General features: G+C 69.4%; 13 protein-coding genes. 4 read left to right on the top strand and 9 right to left on the bottom strand.

Annotated features, from left to right (window positions below):
• Positions 1-310 precede the first annotated feature (310 nt).
• A complete protein-coding gene (locus tag ACWEBX_RS10090) occupies positions 311-481 on the bottom strand; it encodes a hypothetical protein (protein WP_451884429.1) in 171 nt (56 codons plus the stop codon).
• 118 nt (positions 482-599) lie between these two features.
• On the opposite strand from ACWEBX_RS10090, the gene ACWEBX_RS10085 reads away from it, so the two are divergent.
• A complete protein-coding gene (locus ACWEBX_RS10085) occupies positions 600-1,433 on the top strand; it encodes a hypothetical protein (protein WP_451884428.1) in 834 nt (277 codons plus the stop codon).
• A 133-nt stretch (positions 1,434-1,566) separates the two neighbouring features.
• Complete coding sequence (locus tag ACWEBX_RS10080) at positions 1,567-1,755, top strand: hypothetical protein (protein ID WP_451884427.1); 189 nt, start codon at positions 1,567-1,569, stop codon at positions 1,753-1,755.
• Between the two features lie 103 nt (positions 1,756-1,858).
• Here ACWEBX_RS10080 and ACWEBX_RS10075 read toward each other — a convergent pair whose 3' ends face one another.
• Complete coding sequence (locus ACWEBX_RS10075) at positions 1,859-2,215, bottom strand: metal-sensitive transcriptional regulator (protein WP_451884426.1); 357 nt, start codon at positions 2,213-2,215, stop codon at positions 1,859-1,861.
• Between the two features lie 237 nt (positions 2,216-2,452).
• Between ACWEBX_RS10075 and ACWEBX_RS10070 the strand changes: the two genes are divergently transcribed.
• Together ACWEBX_RS10070 and ACWEBX_RS10065 are read left to right on the top strand one after the other, a co-directional pair.
• Positions 2,453-3,073, top strand: a complete 621-nt coding sequence (locus ACWEBX_RS10070; protein WP_037622416.1) for a DUF47 domain-containing protein — start codon at positions 2,453-2,455, stop codon at positions 3,071-3,073.
• Positions 3,074-3,080: 7 nt separating this feature from the next.
• Positions 3,081-4,079: an anion permease gene (locus tag ACWEBX_RS10065; RefSeq protein WP_451884425.1), complete on the top strand. Its 999-nt coding sequence runs from the start codon at positions 3,081-3,083 to the stop codon at positions 4,077-4,079.
• Positions 4,080-4,586: 507 nt separating this feature from the next.
• Here ACWEBX_RS10065 and pstB read toward each other — a convergent pair.
• From pstB to ACWEBX_RS10030, 7 genes are all read right to left on the bottom strand, one after another.
• Positions 4,587-5,363 (bottom strand): phosphate ABC transporter ATP-binding protein PstB, encoded by a 777-nt coding sequence (gene pstB, locus ACWEBX_RS10060; RefSeq protein ID WP_451884424.1) that lies wholly within the window; start codon positions 5,361-5,363, stop codon positions 4,587-4,589.
• A gap of 47 nt (positions 5,364-5,410) precedes the next feature.
• Positions 5,411-6,469, bottom strand: coding sequence for a phosphate ABC transporter permease PstA (pstA, locus tag ACWEBX_RS10055; protein WP_451884423.1), 1,059 nt, complete (start codon positions 6,467-6,469; stop codon positions 5,411-5,413).
• Positions 6,466-7,473 carry a phosphate ABC transporter permease subunit PstC gene (gene pstC, locus ACWEBX_RS10050; RefSeq protein ID WP_451884422.1) on the bottom strand — a complete coding sequence of 336 codons (1,008 nt, stop codon included), beginning with the start codon at positions 7,471-7,473 and terminating at the stop codon, positions 6,466-6,468. Before pstC ends, pstA begins: the two co-directional genes overlap by 4 nt.
• A gap of 100 nt (positions 7,474-7,573) precedes the next feature.
• The gene (gene pstS, locus ACWEBX_RS10045) at positions 7,574-8,704 is read right to left on the bottom strand and encodes a phosphate ABC transporter substrate-binding protein PstS (protein ID WP_451884421.1); all 1,131 of its coding nucleotides are present in this window, start codon (positions 8,702-8,704) and stop codon (positions 7,574-7,576) included.
• Positions 8,705-9,163: 459 nt separating this feature from the next.
• On the bottom strand, positions 9,164-9,577 hold the full coding sequence (locus ACWEBX_RS10040) for an NUDIX hydrolase (protein WP_451884420.1): 414 nt from the start codon (positions 9,575-9,577) through the stop codon (positions 9,164-9,166).
• A 10-nt stretch (positions 9,578-9,587) separates the two neighbouring features.
• Positions 9,588-10,646: a CHAD domain-containing protein gene (locus ACWEBX_RS10035; RefSeq protein WP_451884419.1), complete on the bottom strand. Its 1,059-nt coding sequence runs from the start codon at positions 10,644-10,646 to the stop codon at positions 9,588-9,590.
• Positions 10,627-12,858 carry an RNA degradosome polyphosphate kinase gene (locus ACWEBX_RS10030; protein ID WP_451884418.1) on the bottom strand — a complete coding sequence of 744 codons (2,232 nt, stop codon included), beginning with the start codon at positions 12,856-12,858 and terminating at the stop codon, positions 10,627-10,629. Before ACWEBX_RS10030 ends, ACWEBX_RS10035 begins: the two co-directional genes overlap by 20 nt.
• Between the last annotated feature and the right edge of the window lie 211 nt (positions 12,859-13,069).

The raw sequence follows: 13,069 nt of genomic DNA, 5'->3' as shown, positions 1-13,069 counted from the left end.
TGTGTAGTTCAGAAGTGTGATATTCATATTTGGGGTCGGGGCCGTGCCGGTGCGTCAGCCCGTCGCCGTTGGGTGAGGGGTGGGCGTCGGTGGCGACGGGCATCGATGTACCGGCACGGCCCCTCACGTGCGTACCCGGCTGCGGATGCTTCGTGGCTCGGGTGGGTTTCAGCCCGTCCGGCGTTCGAGGAGCGGGGTCGGGGGCGCAGCCCCAGGTACGAGAAGGGCAGGGGCGGAGGGGGCGAAAGAAGGTTGGGCCCGTTGGCGCGGGGCGCGGTGCTCGTACCGGGCGGGAGGCTCGGCGGGGACGTCAGGTGGTCACCGTGAGCGCGTGGGTCGCCGCGTCCGTGCGGGCCTGGCTCCTGGCGCGGCGGGCCGGGCCCCGCCAGCCGCAGGTGCAGCGGGCCAGGCAGAAGGGGCCTTGCTCGACCGTGGTCGTCCGGTGACCGGGAACAGGGTCCGTCTCGTCCAGATGCTCCACACCGGCAACGTTACCCAAGCCAAGTGAACGGATTCCCGCCGCGTGACGGGCGCCTCGACCTGTCGTTAACCGGAACGACGGGATGGCCCGGGACGGACCGGCTGGGGGTCGGTGGACGATGGTGGCGCAGCAGCAGGAACGGGCGGCGGTCCTGATCGCGTTCGTCGCGGCGGGACTCATGGTCTGTGGCACCGGATGCTCGGGCGGTGGGGCGGCCGCGGAGGACGTCCGCAGCGGCCCCGGCACCGCCGACACGCTGCGCCGGGCGGTGGCCGCCCTGGAGCGCGCCGGCAGCGCGAAGGCCACCACGTCGATGGAGATGGCCACCGGCGGGACCCGGGTCACGATCCGCGGGCAGGGCGTGTACGACTTCAGGAAGCAGACGGGGCGGCTGAAGGTGCTGCTGCCGCAGGATCCCGCGGGAGCGGCCGAGCACCGGCCGATCACCGAACTCCTCGCTCCGGGCGCTCTGTTCATGAAGAACCGGGGGGCCGGAGTGCCCGCCGACAAATGGGTGCGCGTGGAGACCGCCGGCCTCACGGACGGCAACCTCGTCACGGGCGGCGCCACCGACCCGTACGCCGCGGCCGAACTGCTGCGCGGCGCGCGGTCGGTGACCTATGTGGGGAAGACCGAGGTCGCCGGGATCCCCGTACGGCACTATCGCGGGACCGCCGACCTCGGCACCGCCGCCCGGGACGCCTCGGCGGGGCAGCGGCCGGCGCTGAGGGCGGCGGCGAAGGGGTTCGCCACCACCGCGGTGCCGTTCGACGCCTACCTCGACGACCAGGGGCGGCTGCGCAAGGTCCGGCACCGGTTCAGCTTCGTCAACGGACAGCGGAGGGGCACCGTGGCCGTCGCCTCGACGCTCCTGCTGTACGACTTCGGCAGCCCCGCGGTCGTACGGCTGCCGGATTCCTCCGACATCTACGCCGGGAAGATCGCGGAGTAGTGGCTTCCGGGGTGATGGGCAAGAGCATCCGGAGTCGTAGCTTCAGAGGAGGGCTGGAAATGGCCCTTCCGTGCCATGCGCGGTGTGTAGGCCGCTCCCTACTCTAGGAAGTCGGTGACGGCAGGAAGAGGTGATGTGCGTGGCCCCGGTCGGCGGTGCGGCAGTTCAGGACCACGTGGCCCTCGCCGAGATCGACCTGTGCGGTGAGCTGATCATCGCGGCCTCGGCGGCGCACGAGGACCGCCTCAGCCTGGAGAGCATCGACGCGGTGCTGAAAGTGGCCGAAGAACGCGCTCCCGCGCAGCGGGGCGGGGAGGACTAGTCCTTTCCGGCCCCGTCCTGATGGCCGAGGCGCGCGCGTCGCGGATGTCACATGCGTCGTATCTCTCATGTTTCGCGCATTTCGCGGGGCCGTCGCGGCCGGCTCAGGTGCGCAGCAGGCGGCCGATCGCCTTCGTCGCTTCCTCGACCTTCGCGTCGATCTCGTCGCCGCCCTTGAGGGCCGCGTCCGCCACACAGTGACGCAGGTGCTCCTCCAGGAGCTGGAGGGCGAAGGACTGGAGGGCCTTGGTGGAGGCGGACACCTGGGTGAGTATGTCGATGCAGTAGACGTCCTCGTCGACCATCCGCTGGAGGCCCCGGATCTGGCCCTCGATGCGGCGCAGCCGCTTCAGGTGCTCGTCCTTCTGCTGGTGGTAGCCGTGGATGCCGCGGTCGTGGTCGGTCACGATCTTCTGCGGGTCGCCGGAGGGCGCCGTCGCGCCGGCCTCGGTGGTCGTCATCGCGTCCTCCTGCTGGATCCGATCGGCGATCCTGTCTGAAACGCCACTTACATATACCCCTGGTGGGTATATCGTACCGAACTTTGCTGGGTAGGGAGCCCTTGCCCGGCGCCGGTACCGGACCCCGTGCCGATCACTGTGCCTGATGGGCGACACTGGGTGGCGGCCCGTTAGCCGTGGCCGGATGATGCGCCTAGCATCAGCCTGACCGAACCGAAGCACCCCGAGGACCCCAACGTGCGCTTTCGTCTGACCCCCAGGGAGACGAGCTTCTACGACATGTTCTCCGCATCCGCGGACAACATCGTCACGGGCTCGAAACTCCTGATGGAACTGCTCGGGGCGGACGCTTCCGCTCGGGCCGAGATCGCAGAGCGTATGCGGGCCGCGGAACACGCTGGTGACGACGCGACACACGCGATCTTCCACCAGCTGAACTCCTCCTTCATCACGCCCTTCGACCGCGAGGACATCTACAACCTCGCCTCGTCCCTCGACGACATCATGGACTTCATGGAGGAGGCCGTCGATCTCGTCGTCCTCTACAACGTCGAGGAACTCCCCAAGGGCGTCGAGCAGCAGATCGAGGTCCTGGCGCGCGCGGCCGAGCTGACCGCCGAGGCCATGCCCAATCTGCGGACCATGGACAACCTCACGGAGTACTGGATCGAGGTCAACCGTCTGGAGAACCAGGCCGACCAGATCCACCGCAAACTGCTGGCCCACCTCTTCAACGGCAAGTACGACGCCATCGAGGTGCTGAAACTCAAGCAGATCGTGGACGTGCTGGAGGAAGCGGCCGACGCGTTCGAGCACGTGGCGAACACGGTGGAGACCATCGCCGTCAAGGAGTCCTGACCCGTTCATGGACACCTTTGCTTTGATCGTGACCATCGGGGTCGCGCTCGGTTTCACGTACACGAACGGCTTCCACGACTCGGCGAACGCCATCGCCACCTCCGTGTCCACGCGTGCCCTGACGCCGCGGGCCGCGCTCGCCATGGCCGCGGTGATGAACCTCGCCGGCGCGTTCCTCGGCAGCGGGGTCGCCAAGACCGTCAGTGAGGGGCTGATCCAGACGCCCGAGGGCTCGAAGGGGATGGGCATCCTCTTCGCGGCGCTCCTCGGCGCGATCACCTGGAACCTGATCACCTGGTACTTCGGTCTGCCGTCCTCCTCTTCGCACGCCCTGTTCGGCGGCATGGTCGGCGCGGCCCTGGCGGGCGGTACGGCGGTCTACTGGAGCGGGCTGGTCGACAAGGTCATCATCCCGATGTTCCTGTCACCGATCGTCGGTCTGCTCGTCGGCTATCTCGTGATGGCCTTGATCATGTGGCTGTTCCGGCGGTCCAACCCGCACAAGACCAAGCGCGGTTTCCGTATCGCGCAGACGGTGTCCGCGGCCGGCATGGCGCTCGGGCACGGTCTCCAGGACGCCCAGAAGACGATGGGTGTCGTGGTGATGGCGCTGGTCATCGCCGGCGAGCAGGGCGCGGACGACCCGATCCCGGTCTGGGTGAAGATCGTCTGCGCGATGATGCTGTCGCTGGGCACGTACGCGGGTGGCTGGCGCATCATGCGGACGCTGGGACGGAAGATCATCGAGCTCGATCCGCCGCAGGGGTTCGCGGCGGAGACGACCGGTGCGTCGATCATGTTCGCGACGGCGTACCTCTTCAAGGCGCCGATCTCCACGACGCATGTCATCACCTCGGCGATCATGGGTGTCGGGGCGACGAAGCGGGTGAACGCCGTGCGGTGGGGTGTCGCCAAGAACATCGTCCTCGGCTGGTTCATCACCATGCCGGCCGCTGGTCTCGTGGCCGCGGCCAGTTTCTGGGTCGTGAATCTGGCGTTTCTGTAGGGGTGTGATCGCCGCCGGGGTGTCCGGCGGTGCGCGGGCCGGTCCTTCGGGGCCGGCCTTTTGCGTTCCCGTTCCCGGGTGTCTGGTGCCTACCTGGGGCTTCGCCCCCCATGTGCCTGGGGCTGCTGGTCCCCGTGCCTGGGGCTAGTCCCGTACCTGGGCCGTGCCCGCACACCCGTCCGCCCGTCGCCGGACCCGGTCGGCCGGATACGAGCGGCGGGGCGTCGCTCCGGGGTGCCTTCGCGGCCCACCGAGACGGGTGGGCGGGCAACGAGGGTCTGGGGGTGGAGCCCCCAGGTACGGGGGCCGGCTCCAAGGCCGGGCCGGGAAGCGAGCCGGCCCGCGCGGAGCGAGACGAACGGGCCCGCCCCCGGGAACGGAAGCGAGCCCGCCTGCCCCGGAGGGAAAACGAGCGGGCCCGCCCCCGGGAGCCAGGGGCGGGCCCTTCTCGTCCTCGCGGTGGCACCGCCATGCAGCACCGCGAGGGGTATTCGGGAGGCGGTCCGGTCAGCCGAAGCGACCGGAGATGTAGTCCTCCGTGGCCTGGACGGACGGGTTGGAGAAGATCCGCTCCGTGTCGTCGATCTCGATGAGGCGGCCGGGCTGGCCGACCGCCGAGAGGTTGAAGAACGCCGTGCGGTCGGAGACGCGGGCGGCCTGCTGCATGTTGTGCGTCACGATGACGATCGTGAAGCGCTCCTTCAGCTCACCGATCAGGTCCTCGATGGCGAGGGTGGAGATCGGGTCCAGGGCCGAGCAGGGCTCGTCCATGAGAAGGACCTGCGGCTCGACCGCGATCGCCCGCGCGATGCAGAGACGCTGCTGCTGACCACCGGACAGTCCGGACCCGGGCTTGTTCAGCCGGTCCTTGACCTCGTTCCAGAGGTTCGCGCCCTTCAGGGAACGCTCGACGACGTCATTGAGCTCGGACTTCTTGTAGGAGCCGTTGAGCTTCAGGCCCGCCGCCACGTTGTCGAAGATCGACATGGTGGGGAAGGGGTTGGGGCGCTGGAAGACCATGCCGATCGTGCGGCGCACGGCGACGGGGTCTATGCCGTTCCCGTACAGGTCCTCGTCGTCGAGCAGCACCTTGCCCTCGACGCGGCCACCGGGGGTGACCTCGTGCATGCGGTTCAGGGTGCGCAGGAAGGTCGACTTTCCGCAGCCGGAGGGGCCGATGAAGGCCGTCACGGAGCGGGGCTCGACCGTCATGGAGATGTCTTCGATCGCCTTGTGGGCGCTGTAGTAGGCGGTCAGACCGCTTACGTCGATTCGCTTGGCCATGTCAGTCACTGCTTCTTTCGAAAGGATCGGATCGCTGATCGGCCGCGTCAGCGGCCCGCCTTGGGTGCCTTCCAGCGCGCGATGGCGCGGGCACCCATGTTGAGGATCATGACGAACAGGATGAGGGCGAGCGCGGCCGCCCAGGCCCTGTCGGTGGACGCCGGGGTTCCCGCCGCGTACTGCCGGTAGATGTACAGCGGCAGCGAAGCCTGCGGGCCGTCGAACGGGTTGTTGTTGATGAAGTTCGTACCCCACACCAACAGCAGCACGGGGGCGGTCTCACCGGTGATACGCGCGACCGCGAGCATCACACCCGTGGTGATACCGCCGAGGGACGTCGGCAGGACCACCTTGAGGATCGTGCGCCACTTCGGGATGCCGAGGGCGAGGGAGGCCTCGCGGAGCTCGTTCGGGACGAGCTTGAGCATCTCCTCGGTGGAGCGGACCACCACGGGCATCATCAGGATCGCCAGGGCCATCGCGCCGGCGAAGCCGGAGTAGCCCATGTCCAGGATCAGGATCCAGAAGCTGAGGATGAACAGACCGGCGACGATCGACGGGATGCCCGTCATGACGTCGACGAAGAAGGTGACCGCCTTGGCGAGCTTGCCGCGGCCGTACTCGACGAGGTAGATCGCGGTCAGCACACCGACCGGCACGGCGATGAGGGAGGCGATGCCGACCTGCTCCAGGGTGCCGATGAGCGCGTGGTAGATACCGCCGCCGGTCTCGGCGTCGGCGACCACGCCCATGGAGTGGCTCAGGAAGTAGACGTCGAAGACGTTCGCGCCGCGCTTGACGGTCTCCCAGATCAGGGAGACGAGCGGGATGACGGCGACGATGAAGCAGACCCAGACCATGCTGGTGGCGACGCGGTCCTTGGCCTGGCGACGGCCCTCGACGCGCGCGGCGAACCCGTACGTACCGAGGACGAAGACGATCGCGGCGATCAGGCCCCACTGGACCTTGCTGTCCAGGCCGGCGGCGAGGGAGACGCCCAGTCCGACGGCGATGGATCCCGCCGCGATGGCCCAGGGTGACCACTTCGGGAGGCTGCCGCCGCGCAGGGTGCTGGCGTGCTTGCGGGTGACGGGTGCGTTGCTCATGCGTTGGCCCCCGAGTACTCCTTGCGGCGGTTGATGATGAAGCGCGCCGCGCCGTTCACCAGCAGGGTGATCACGAACAGGACCAGACCCGAGGCGATCAGGGCGTCCTGGCCGAACTCCGTGGCCTCGTTGAACTTGGCCGCGATGTTCTGCGCGAAGGTGCCGCCGCCCGGGTCGAGCAGGCTGGCCTGGATGTCGAAGGTCGGGGAGAGCACGGTGGCGACGGCCATCGTCTCGCCGAGCGCGCGGCCGAGGCCGAGCATCGAGGCGGAGATCACACCGGAGCGGCCGAAGGGCAGCACCGACATGCGGATGACCTCCCAGCGCGTGGCGCCGAGGGCCAGTGCGGCTTCCTGGTGCATCTGCGGGGCCTGGCGGAAGACCTCACGGCTCACGTTCGTGATGATCGGCAGGATCATGATCGCGAGCAGGATGCCGACGGTGAGCATGGAGCGGGGCGCTCCGCCCTGCCAGGCGAAGATGCCGGTCCAGCCGAAGTAGGTGTCGAGCCAGCCGAACAGCCCGTTCATGTGCGGTACGAGGACGATGGCGCCCCAGAGGCCGTACACGATGGAGGGGACGGCGGCGAGCAGGTCGATCACGTACGCGATGGGTCCGCCGAGCTTGCGCGGCGCGTAGTGCGTGATGAACAGGGCGATACCGACCGCGACCGGGACCGCGAGGGCCATGGCGATGATCGCGGAGACCACCGTGCCGAAGGCCAGCACCGCGATGCCGAAGACCGGCGGCACCATGTTGGTGTTCCACTCGAAGGTGGTGAGGAAGTTGCCCTCGTTCTTGCTGAGCGCGAGGGAGGCGCGGTAGGTGAGGAAGACCGCGATGGCGGCCATGATCACCAGGAGGAGGATGCCGGAACCGCGGGAGAGGCCGAGGAAGACGCGGTCTCCGGCGCGGGTGGCACCGCGGGCGGCGCGCTTGCGCGCGGCACCCGAAGATCGTGGGGTGGGGGGAGGCGCTTCAGTGCTCTGAGTCGATATGTCCATCATGAGTCTCCGGTCTGCGGAGCCGGTTCGAGTACCGGCTCCAGGCGGCGGTGCACCGGACGGTGCGGCCCGCCTCGGCGAGGCGGGCCGCACACTCGGGTCAGCTCAGGGTCGAGATGGTGGAGCGAACCTTGGTGATGATCTCGGCGGGGATCGGCGCGTACTTGGCGGCGGTGAGCTGCGCCTGGCCGTCCTCGCTCGCGATGTAGGTCAGGAAGGACTTGGTGGCGGCCAGGGTGTCGGCCTTGTTGCCCTTCTCGCAGAGGATCTCGTACGTGACGAGGGTGAGCGGGTAGGCGCCCTCGGCGGTCGGCTTGTAGTTCATCTCCAGGGCCAGGTCGCTGCCGGTGCCGACGACCTTGGCGGAGGAGATGGCCTTGGTGGCGTTCTCGACGGTGGCGGCGGCCGGGGTGGCGGCGCCCGTCTTGAGGGCGGCGGCCTTGATGCTGCCGGAGGCGTAGGAGAGCTCGAAGTACGAGATCGCGCCGGGGGTCTGGTTCACCTGCTGGGCGAGACCGGCGGAACCCTGAGCGGACTGGCCGCCCTTGGCCTGCCAGGCCTTGCCACCGGAGTAGTTCCAGTCGGACGGAGCGACGGCCTTCAGGTACTTGGTGAAGTTGTCCGTCGTGCCGGACTCGTCCGAGCGGTGGAACGCCTGGATCTTGGTGGACGGGAGCTTCGCGTCGGGGTTCAGGGCCTGGATGGCCTTGTCGTCCCACTTCGTGATCTTGCCGTCGAAGATCTTGGCGACCGTGGAGGCGTCCAGGACGAGGTTGTCGACACCGTCGAGGTTGTAGCCGATCGCGATGGGGCCGCCGACCATGGGCAGGTCGACCGCGTTGTTGCCGCCGCAGACCTTCTTGGCGGCCGTGGCCTCTTCGGGCTTGAGCGGCGAGTCCGAACCGGCGAACGCGGTCTGGCCCTGGTTGAACGCGGTGATGCCGGCGCCCGAACCGGTCGGGTTGTAGTTGATCTGGACGTCCTTGCAGGCGGCCGTGAAGGCCTTGACCCAGGCGTCGATCGCGTTCTTCTGCGCGGAGGAGCCGGAGGCCTGCAGCTGACCCTTGGCGTTGTCACACTTGATGGAGCTGTTGTTGCTGGCCGAGGCCGAGCTGCCGCCACCGCTGTTGTTGCCGGTGTCGTCAGAACCGCACGCCGTGAGGGCCAGGGCGCCGGAGACGGCGAGAGCACCGAGGGTGAGGGCCCGCCGGTTCATGCGCTGAAGCTTCACTTCGGGAGTTCCTTCCAGGAGCCGCCGTCAGGTGGCGGCGTGCGATGTCTGTGTACTGCGGTCCGTAGCGATGAGGAGAGTTAGCCCTGGGGCTTCCTTCGCACCGCGTAAGGCCGAAATTAAGCAGATCAGGTGAAGGCGCCAAAGGCCGTAAGTGAACGGGGGGTGAACCCCTGACGGCGGTGCGGTGAGGTCACGGAACGCTCACGTCGAGGACACGGCTGTGTCCCGGCTGAGGGGGCCGGAAGGGAAACTCCAGGTAATCGAACGGGTGTGGTCGCGACGCGTGACGCCCATGTTCCCGTCATAGCTCATTCGCCCCGATTTCCTCATGAGCAACAGCGAAGGGTGCGCTCGCTACGGTGAGTGGCCGCCGTCGGCTCCCCCGGCTCGATTTCGCGCATGGCCGTGCGCCGCGCCGAAAGCCGGGGCGGCGCCTTTCCTCTCCAGGGGAACACGTCAGGCCAGACGCAGCGCGTCCAGCAGCGCGTCGACCAGATCGCGGTCGCGCGGCTGGGTGAGGCGGTGGCGCGCGGCGGTGGGGGAGAGCCAGAGCACGCGGTCCACCTCGTCGTTCGGGGCGAAGCGGCCGTCGGCCGCTCGCGCGGCCCAGTAGCGGACCTCCTTGGGGCGCCCGCCGACGGCATAGCGGAGGGTGGGAAGCACGGCACCGGGGACGGCGTCGTAACCCGTCTCCTCCTCGACCTCGCGCAGCGCGCCGGTCAGGAAGGCCTCGCCCCGTTTCAGCTTGCCCTTCGGATGCGACCAGTCGTCGTACTTGGGCCGGTGGACGAGGCAGATCTCCAGCGCTGAGTCGACCGGGGAGCGGCGCCACAGGACGCAGCCCGCCGCGTGAATCGTGTCGCCGGCCATGGGGCCTCCCTCAGGGGGTGCGTACGGCTTCCTTCTGCCAGGCGTGCTGGAAGGCGAACCGTGCCGCCTCCACCTCGTGGCGCTGGTCGGCGTGCAGCACACCGAGCGCGTACGCCGTCGCCGGCGCGATGCGCGGGGTGCGTGCCGCGGAGGCGGCGGCGGAGGCCGCTTCCGCCGCGTCCCGGTGCCGGTTCAGCGCCGTGCCGGCGCCTAGCACTCGTACGTCGACGGGGCACTCGCCCCGGTGCAGCACCTCACCGGCGTAGCGGTGCAGCCGCAGCAGCAGCCGGACCTGGTGCCAGGGCGCGTCCTGCGGCTGGGGAGCGGTGTCGGCGGTGAGGCCGTGCACGAGGGCTTCCGCGTTGTAGGGACGGCCGGCGACGACCAGCGGCAGCGCGCTGACGGCGTCGGCCAGCCGTTCCTGGGCCGCGGCGGCCAGCGGTCGCAGATCGGCGGTGCCCGCGGCCGGGGCCAGCGGAACCTCGCTGGCCAGCACGGCGACGCTGTCGGCGACGGCGTGGAAGCGGGAGGAACCCAGTGCCTGGAGGGCCGCCGAATGGGCGCGGGTGCGGGCGAGCGTGAGCTGGCGGTCGAGGAGCGCGCCCGCCTTCGCGGCGCCGACGGTGAGACTGCCGGCCTTGGAGGCGGCGGCCGGGCCCCGGCCTGCCTGGCCGGGCACGGTGGCCATGCCGGACAGCCGGTTCAGCGCGCCGATCAGCCGTTCCAGGCGTGCGGCATAGGCGTGTTCGCGCGCCAGGGTGCCCGAGAGCCAGGCCAGCTCGGGGCGCATCCCCTCCGACCAGTCCGCGTCGAGGAGCGGCCGGAAGGTGTGCAGGCTGCCGCTGATGCGGCGGGCGGAGTGGCGCAGGGAGCGCGCCGCGTCGCCGGACTCCCCTCCGGCGCTCGCCGCGCCACCGGTTTCCCGGTGCTGGCGCAGCGAGCGCAGGAATTCCGTGGCCTGGGCCCGCAGATAGCCCGCCAGGGCGTCACCGATCGGGGTGTCTCCCCCGTCGAGGGGGGCCGTCTCGGCCACGGAGCTGGTGGGGGGATCAAGGTGCTGCTGTGCCACGCCGGCGCCTCCGGGCGTCTATGAGCATCTCCTGGACGTTCCGCAGGGGCTGTCCCTCCGCGTCGGTCGCGTGGCGGATCCACTCGCCGTCGGGGCCGAGGTGCCAGGAGGCCGTGGTGTCGGACATGCCGGTTTCCAGCAGCCGGTTGAGGGCTGCGCGGTGAGCCGGGTCGGTGACCCTGACCAGGGCCTCGATCCGCCGGTCGAGGTTGCGGTGCATCATGTCGGCGCTGCCGATCCACACCTCGGGTTCGCCTCCGTTGCCGAAGGTGAAGACCCGGGAGTGCTCCAGGAAGCGGCCGAGGACGGAGCGGACCCGTATGTTCTCGGACAGGTCCGCGACGCCGGGGCGGACGGCGCATATCCCGCGCACCCAGACGTCGACCGGCACGCCGGCCTGGGAGGCGCGGTACAGCGCGTCGATGAGTGCCTCGTCCACCATCGAGTTGACCTTGATGCGGACGAAGGCGGGGCGTCCGGCCTTGTGGTGCTGTACTTCCTTGTTGATCCGCGCGACCAGGCCGTCGCGCAGCGACTTGGGCGCGACGAGCAGACGGCGGTAGGTCTCGCGGCGCGAGTAGCCCGAGAGCCGGTTGAACAGGTCGGAGAGGTCCGCGCCGACCTGGGGATCGGCGGTGAGCAGCCCGAGGTCCTCGTACAGCCGGGCGGTCTTCGGGTGGTAGTTGCCGGTGCCGACGTGGGAGTAGCGGCGCAGGGTCTCGCCCTCCTGCCGGACCACGAGCGACAGCTTGCAGTGGGTCTTCAGGCCGACGAGGCCGTACACGACGTGGCAGCCGGCCTCTTCGAGCTTGCGGGCCCACTTGATGTTCGCCTGCTCGTCGAAGCGCGCCTTGATCTCGACCAGGACGAGGACCTGCTTGCCGGACTCGGCCGCGTCTATCAGCGCGTCCACGATCGGCGAGTCGCCGGAGGTGCGGTAGAGCGTCTGCTTGATGGCGAGCACGTCCGGGTCGGCGGCGGCCTGTTCCAGGAAGGCCTGCACCGAGGTGGAGAAGGAGTCGTACGGGTGGTGCAGCAGGACGTCGCGCTCGCGCAGCGCGGCGAAGATGTCGGGCGGAGACGCCGACTCGACCTCGGCGAGATCGCGGTGGGTGCCCGCGATGAACTTGGGGTACTTCAGCTCGGGCCGGTCCAGGGAACCGATGCCGAAGAGGCCGGTGAGGTCCAGCGGACCCGGCAGCGGGTACACCTCGGCCTCGGAGATCTTCAGTTCGCGTACGAGGAGGTCGAGGACGTAGCGGTCGATGGACTCCTCGACCTCCAGGCGCACCGGCGGGCCGAAGCGGCGCCGCATGAGCTCCTTCTCCAGGGCCTGCAGGAGGTTCTCGGCGTCGTCCTCCTCGACCTCCAGGTCCTCGTTGCGGGTGAGCCGGAAGGTGTGGTGCTCGAGCACCTCCATGCCCGGGAAGAGCTCCTCCAGGTGGGCCGCGATCACGTCCTCGATGGGGACGTAGCGGCTCAGAGAGGCCTCCAGGAAGCGGGAGAGCAGCGGCGGGACCTTGACGCGCGCGAAGTGGCGGTGGCCGCTCACCGGGTTCCGTACCACGACGGCGAGGTTCAGGGACAGGCCGGAGATGTACGGGAAGGGGTGCGCGGGGTCGACCGCCAGCGGGGTCAGGACCGGGAAGATCTGGTGCCGGAAGAGAGTGAACAGGCGGGCCTGCTCCTTCTCGGTCAGCTCGCTCCAGCGGACGAGGTGGACGCCCTCCTCCGCGAGCGCGGGGGCGACGTCCTCCTGGTAGCAGGCCGCGTGGCGGGCCATGAGTTCGCGGGAGCGGGCCCAGATCATCTCCAGGACCTCGCGGGGCTGGAGGCCCGAGGCGGACTTGGTGGCGACACCGGTGGCGATGCGGCGCTTGAGGCCGGCCACCCGGACCATGAAGAACTCGTCCAGGTTGCTGGCGAAGATCGCCAGGAAGTTGGCGCGCTCCAGCAGGGGCGTGTTCGGGTCCTCCGCGAGTTCCAGAACGCGCTCGTTGAACGCGAGCCAGCTCCGCTCGCGGTCCAGGAAGCGCCCTTGCGGCAGCATGATCCCGTCCTGCTCCAGGTCCTCGTACGCGTCGAGGTCGGCGTCGAGGTCGGGCTCCAGGTCGGACACGTTCGCCGCGACGGTGTGCGGACGGTGGGCGGCGATGGAGCCGACGGACGGCTGCGGGTGCTGCACGGGTGCCTGGGCGCTTCGCTGGTTCATGGACCCATTCTTCCGTGCCGGAGGCGAGACCGGCGCGTCGGAGAGGGCGGGTGTCAGCGCGGTGATACGGAGATTCCCGTTCCGCTTCGCCGGCGTACGCTGGCTCGGCGTCGACGGTGAGGGCTCGTTCTCCGGCGCGGGAGACGGCTCGGGCACGGCGGGCTGCATTGCTCGAGCGTCGCAAGGTCACCTGAATCGATGGTTACGGCGA

The organism is Streptomyces sp. NPDC005070, assembly GCF_053600395.1.
The sequence above is the reverse complement of the archived record's forward strand: the minus strand, read 5'-3'. Positions and strand labels throughout refer to the sequence as shown.

Coding starts and splice junctions, on each gene's coding strand:
- ACWEBX_RS10040 (WP_451884420.1), bottom strand. CDS start 9,577: ATGGCCGGCGACACGATTCACGCGGCGGGCTGCGTCCTGTGGCGCCGC.
- ACWEBX_RS10080 (WP_451884427.1), top strand. CDS start 1,567: ATGTGCGTGGCCCCGGTCGGCGGTGCGGCAGTTCAGGACCACGTGGCC.
- ACWEBX_RS10075 (WP_451884426.1), bottom strand. CDS start 2,215: ATGACGACCACCGAGGCCGGCGCGACGGCGCCCTCCGGCGACCCGCAG.
- ACWEBX_RS10030 (WP_451884418.1), bottom strand. CDS start 12,858: ATGAACCAGCGAAGCGCCCAGGCACCCGTGCAGCACCCGCAGCCGTCC.
- ACWEBX_RS10065 (WP_451884425.1), top strand. CDS start 3,081: ATGGACACCTTTGCTTTGATCGTGACCATCGGGGTCGCGCTCGGTTTC.
- pstA (WP_451884423.1), bottom strand. CDS start 6,469: ATGAGCAACGCACCCGTCACCCGCAAGCACGCCAGCACCCTGCGCGGC.
- pstB (WP_451884424.1), bottom strand. CDS start 5,363: ATGGCCAAGCGAATCGACGTAAGCGGTCTGACCGCCTACTACAGCGCC.
- ACWEBX_RS10085 (WP_451884428.1), top strand. CDS start 600: ATGGTGGCGCAGCAGCAGGAACGGGCGGCGGTCCTGATCGCGTTCGTC.
- pstC (WP_451884422.1), bottom strand. CDS start 7,473: ATGGACATATCGACTCAGAGCACTGAAGCGCCTCCCCCCACCCCACGA.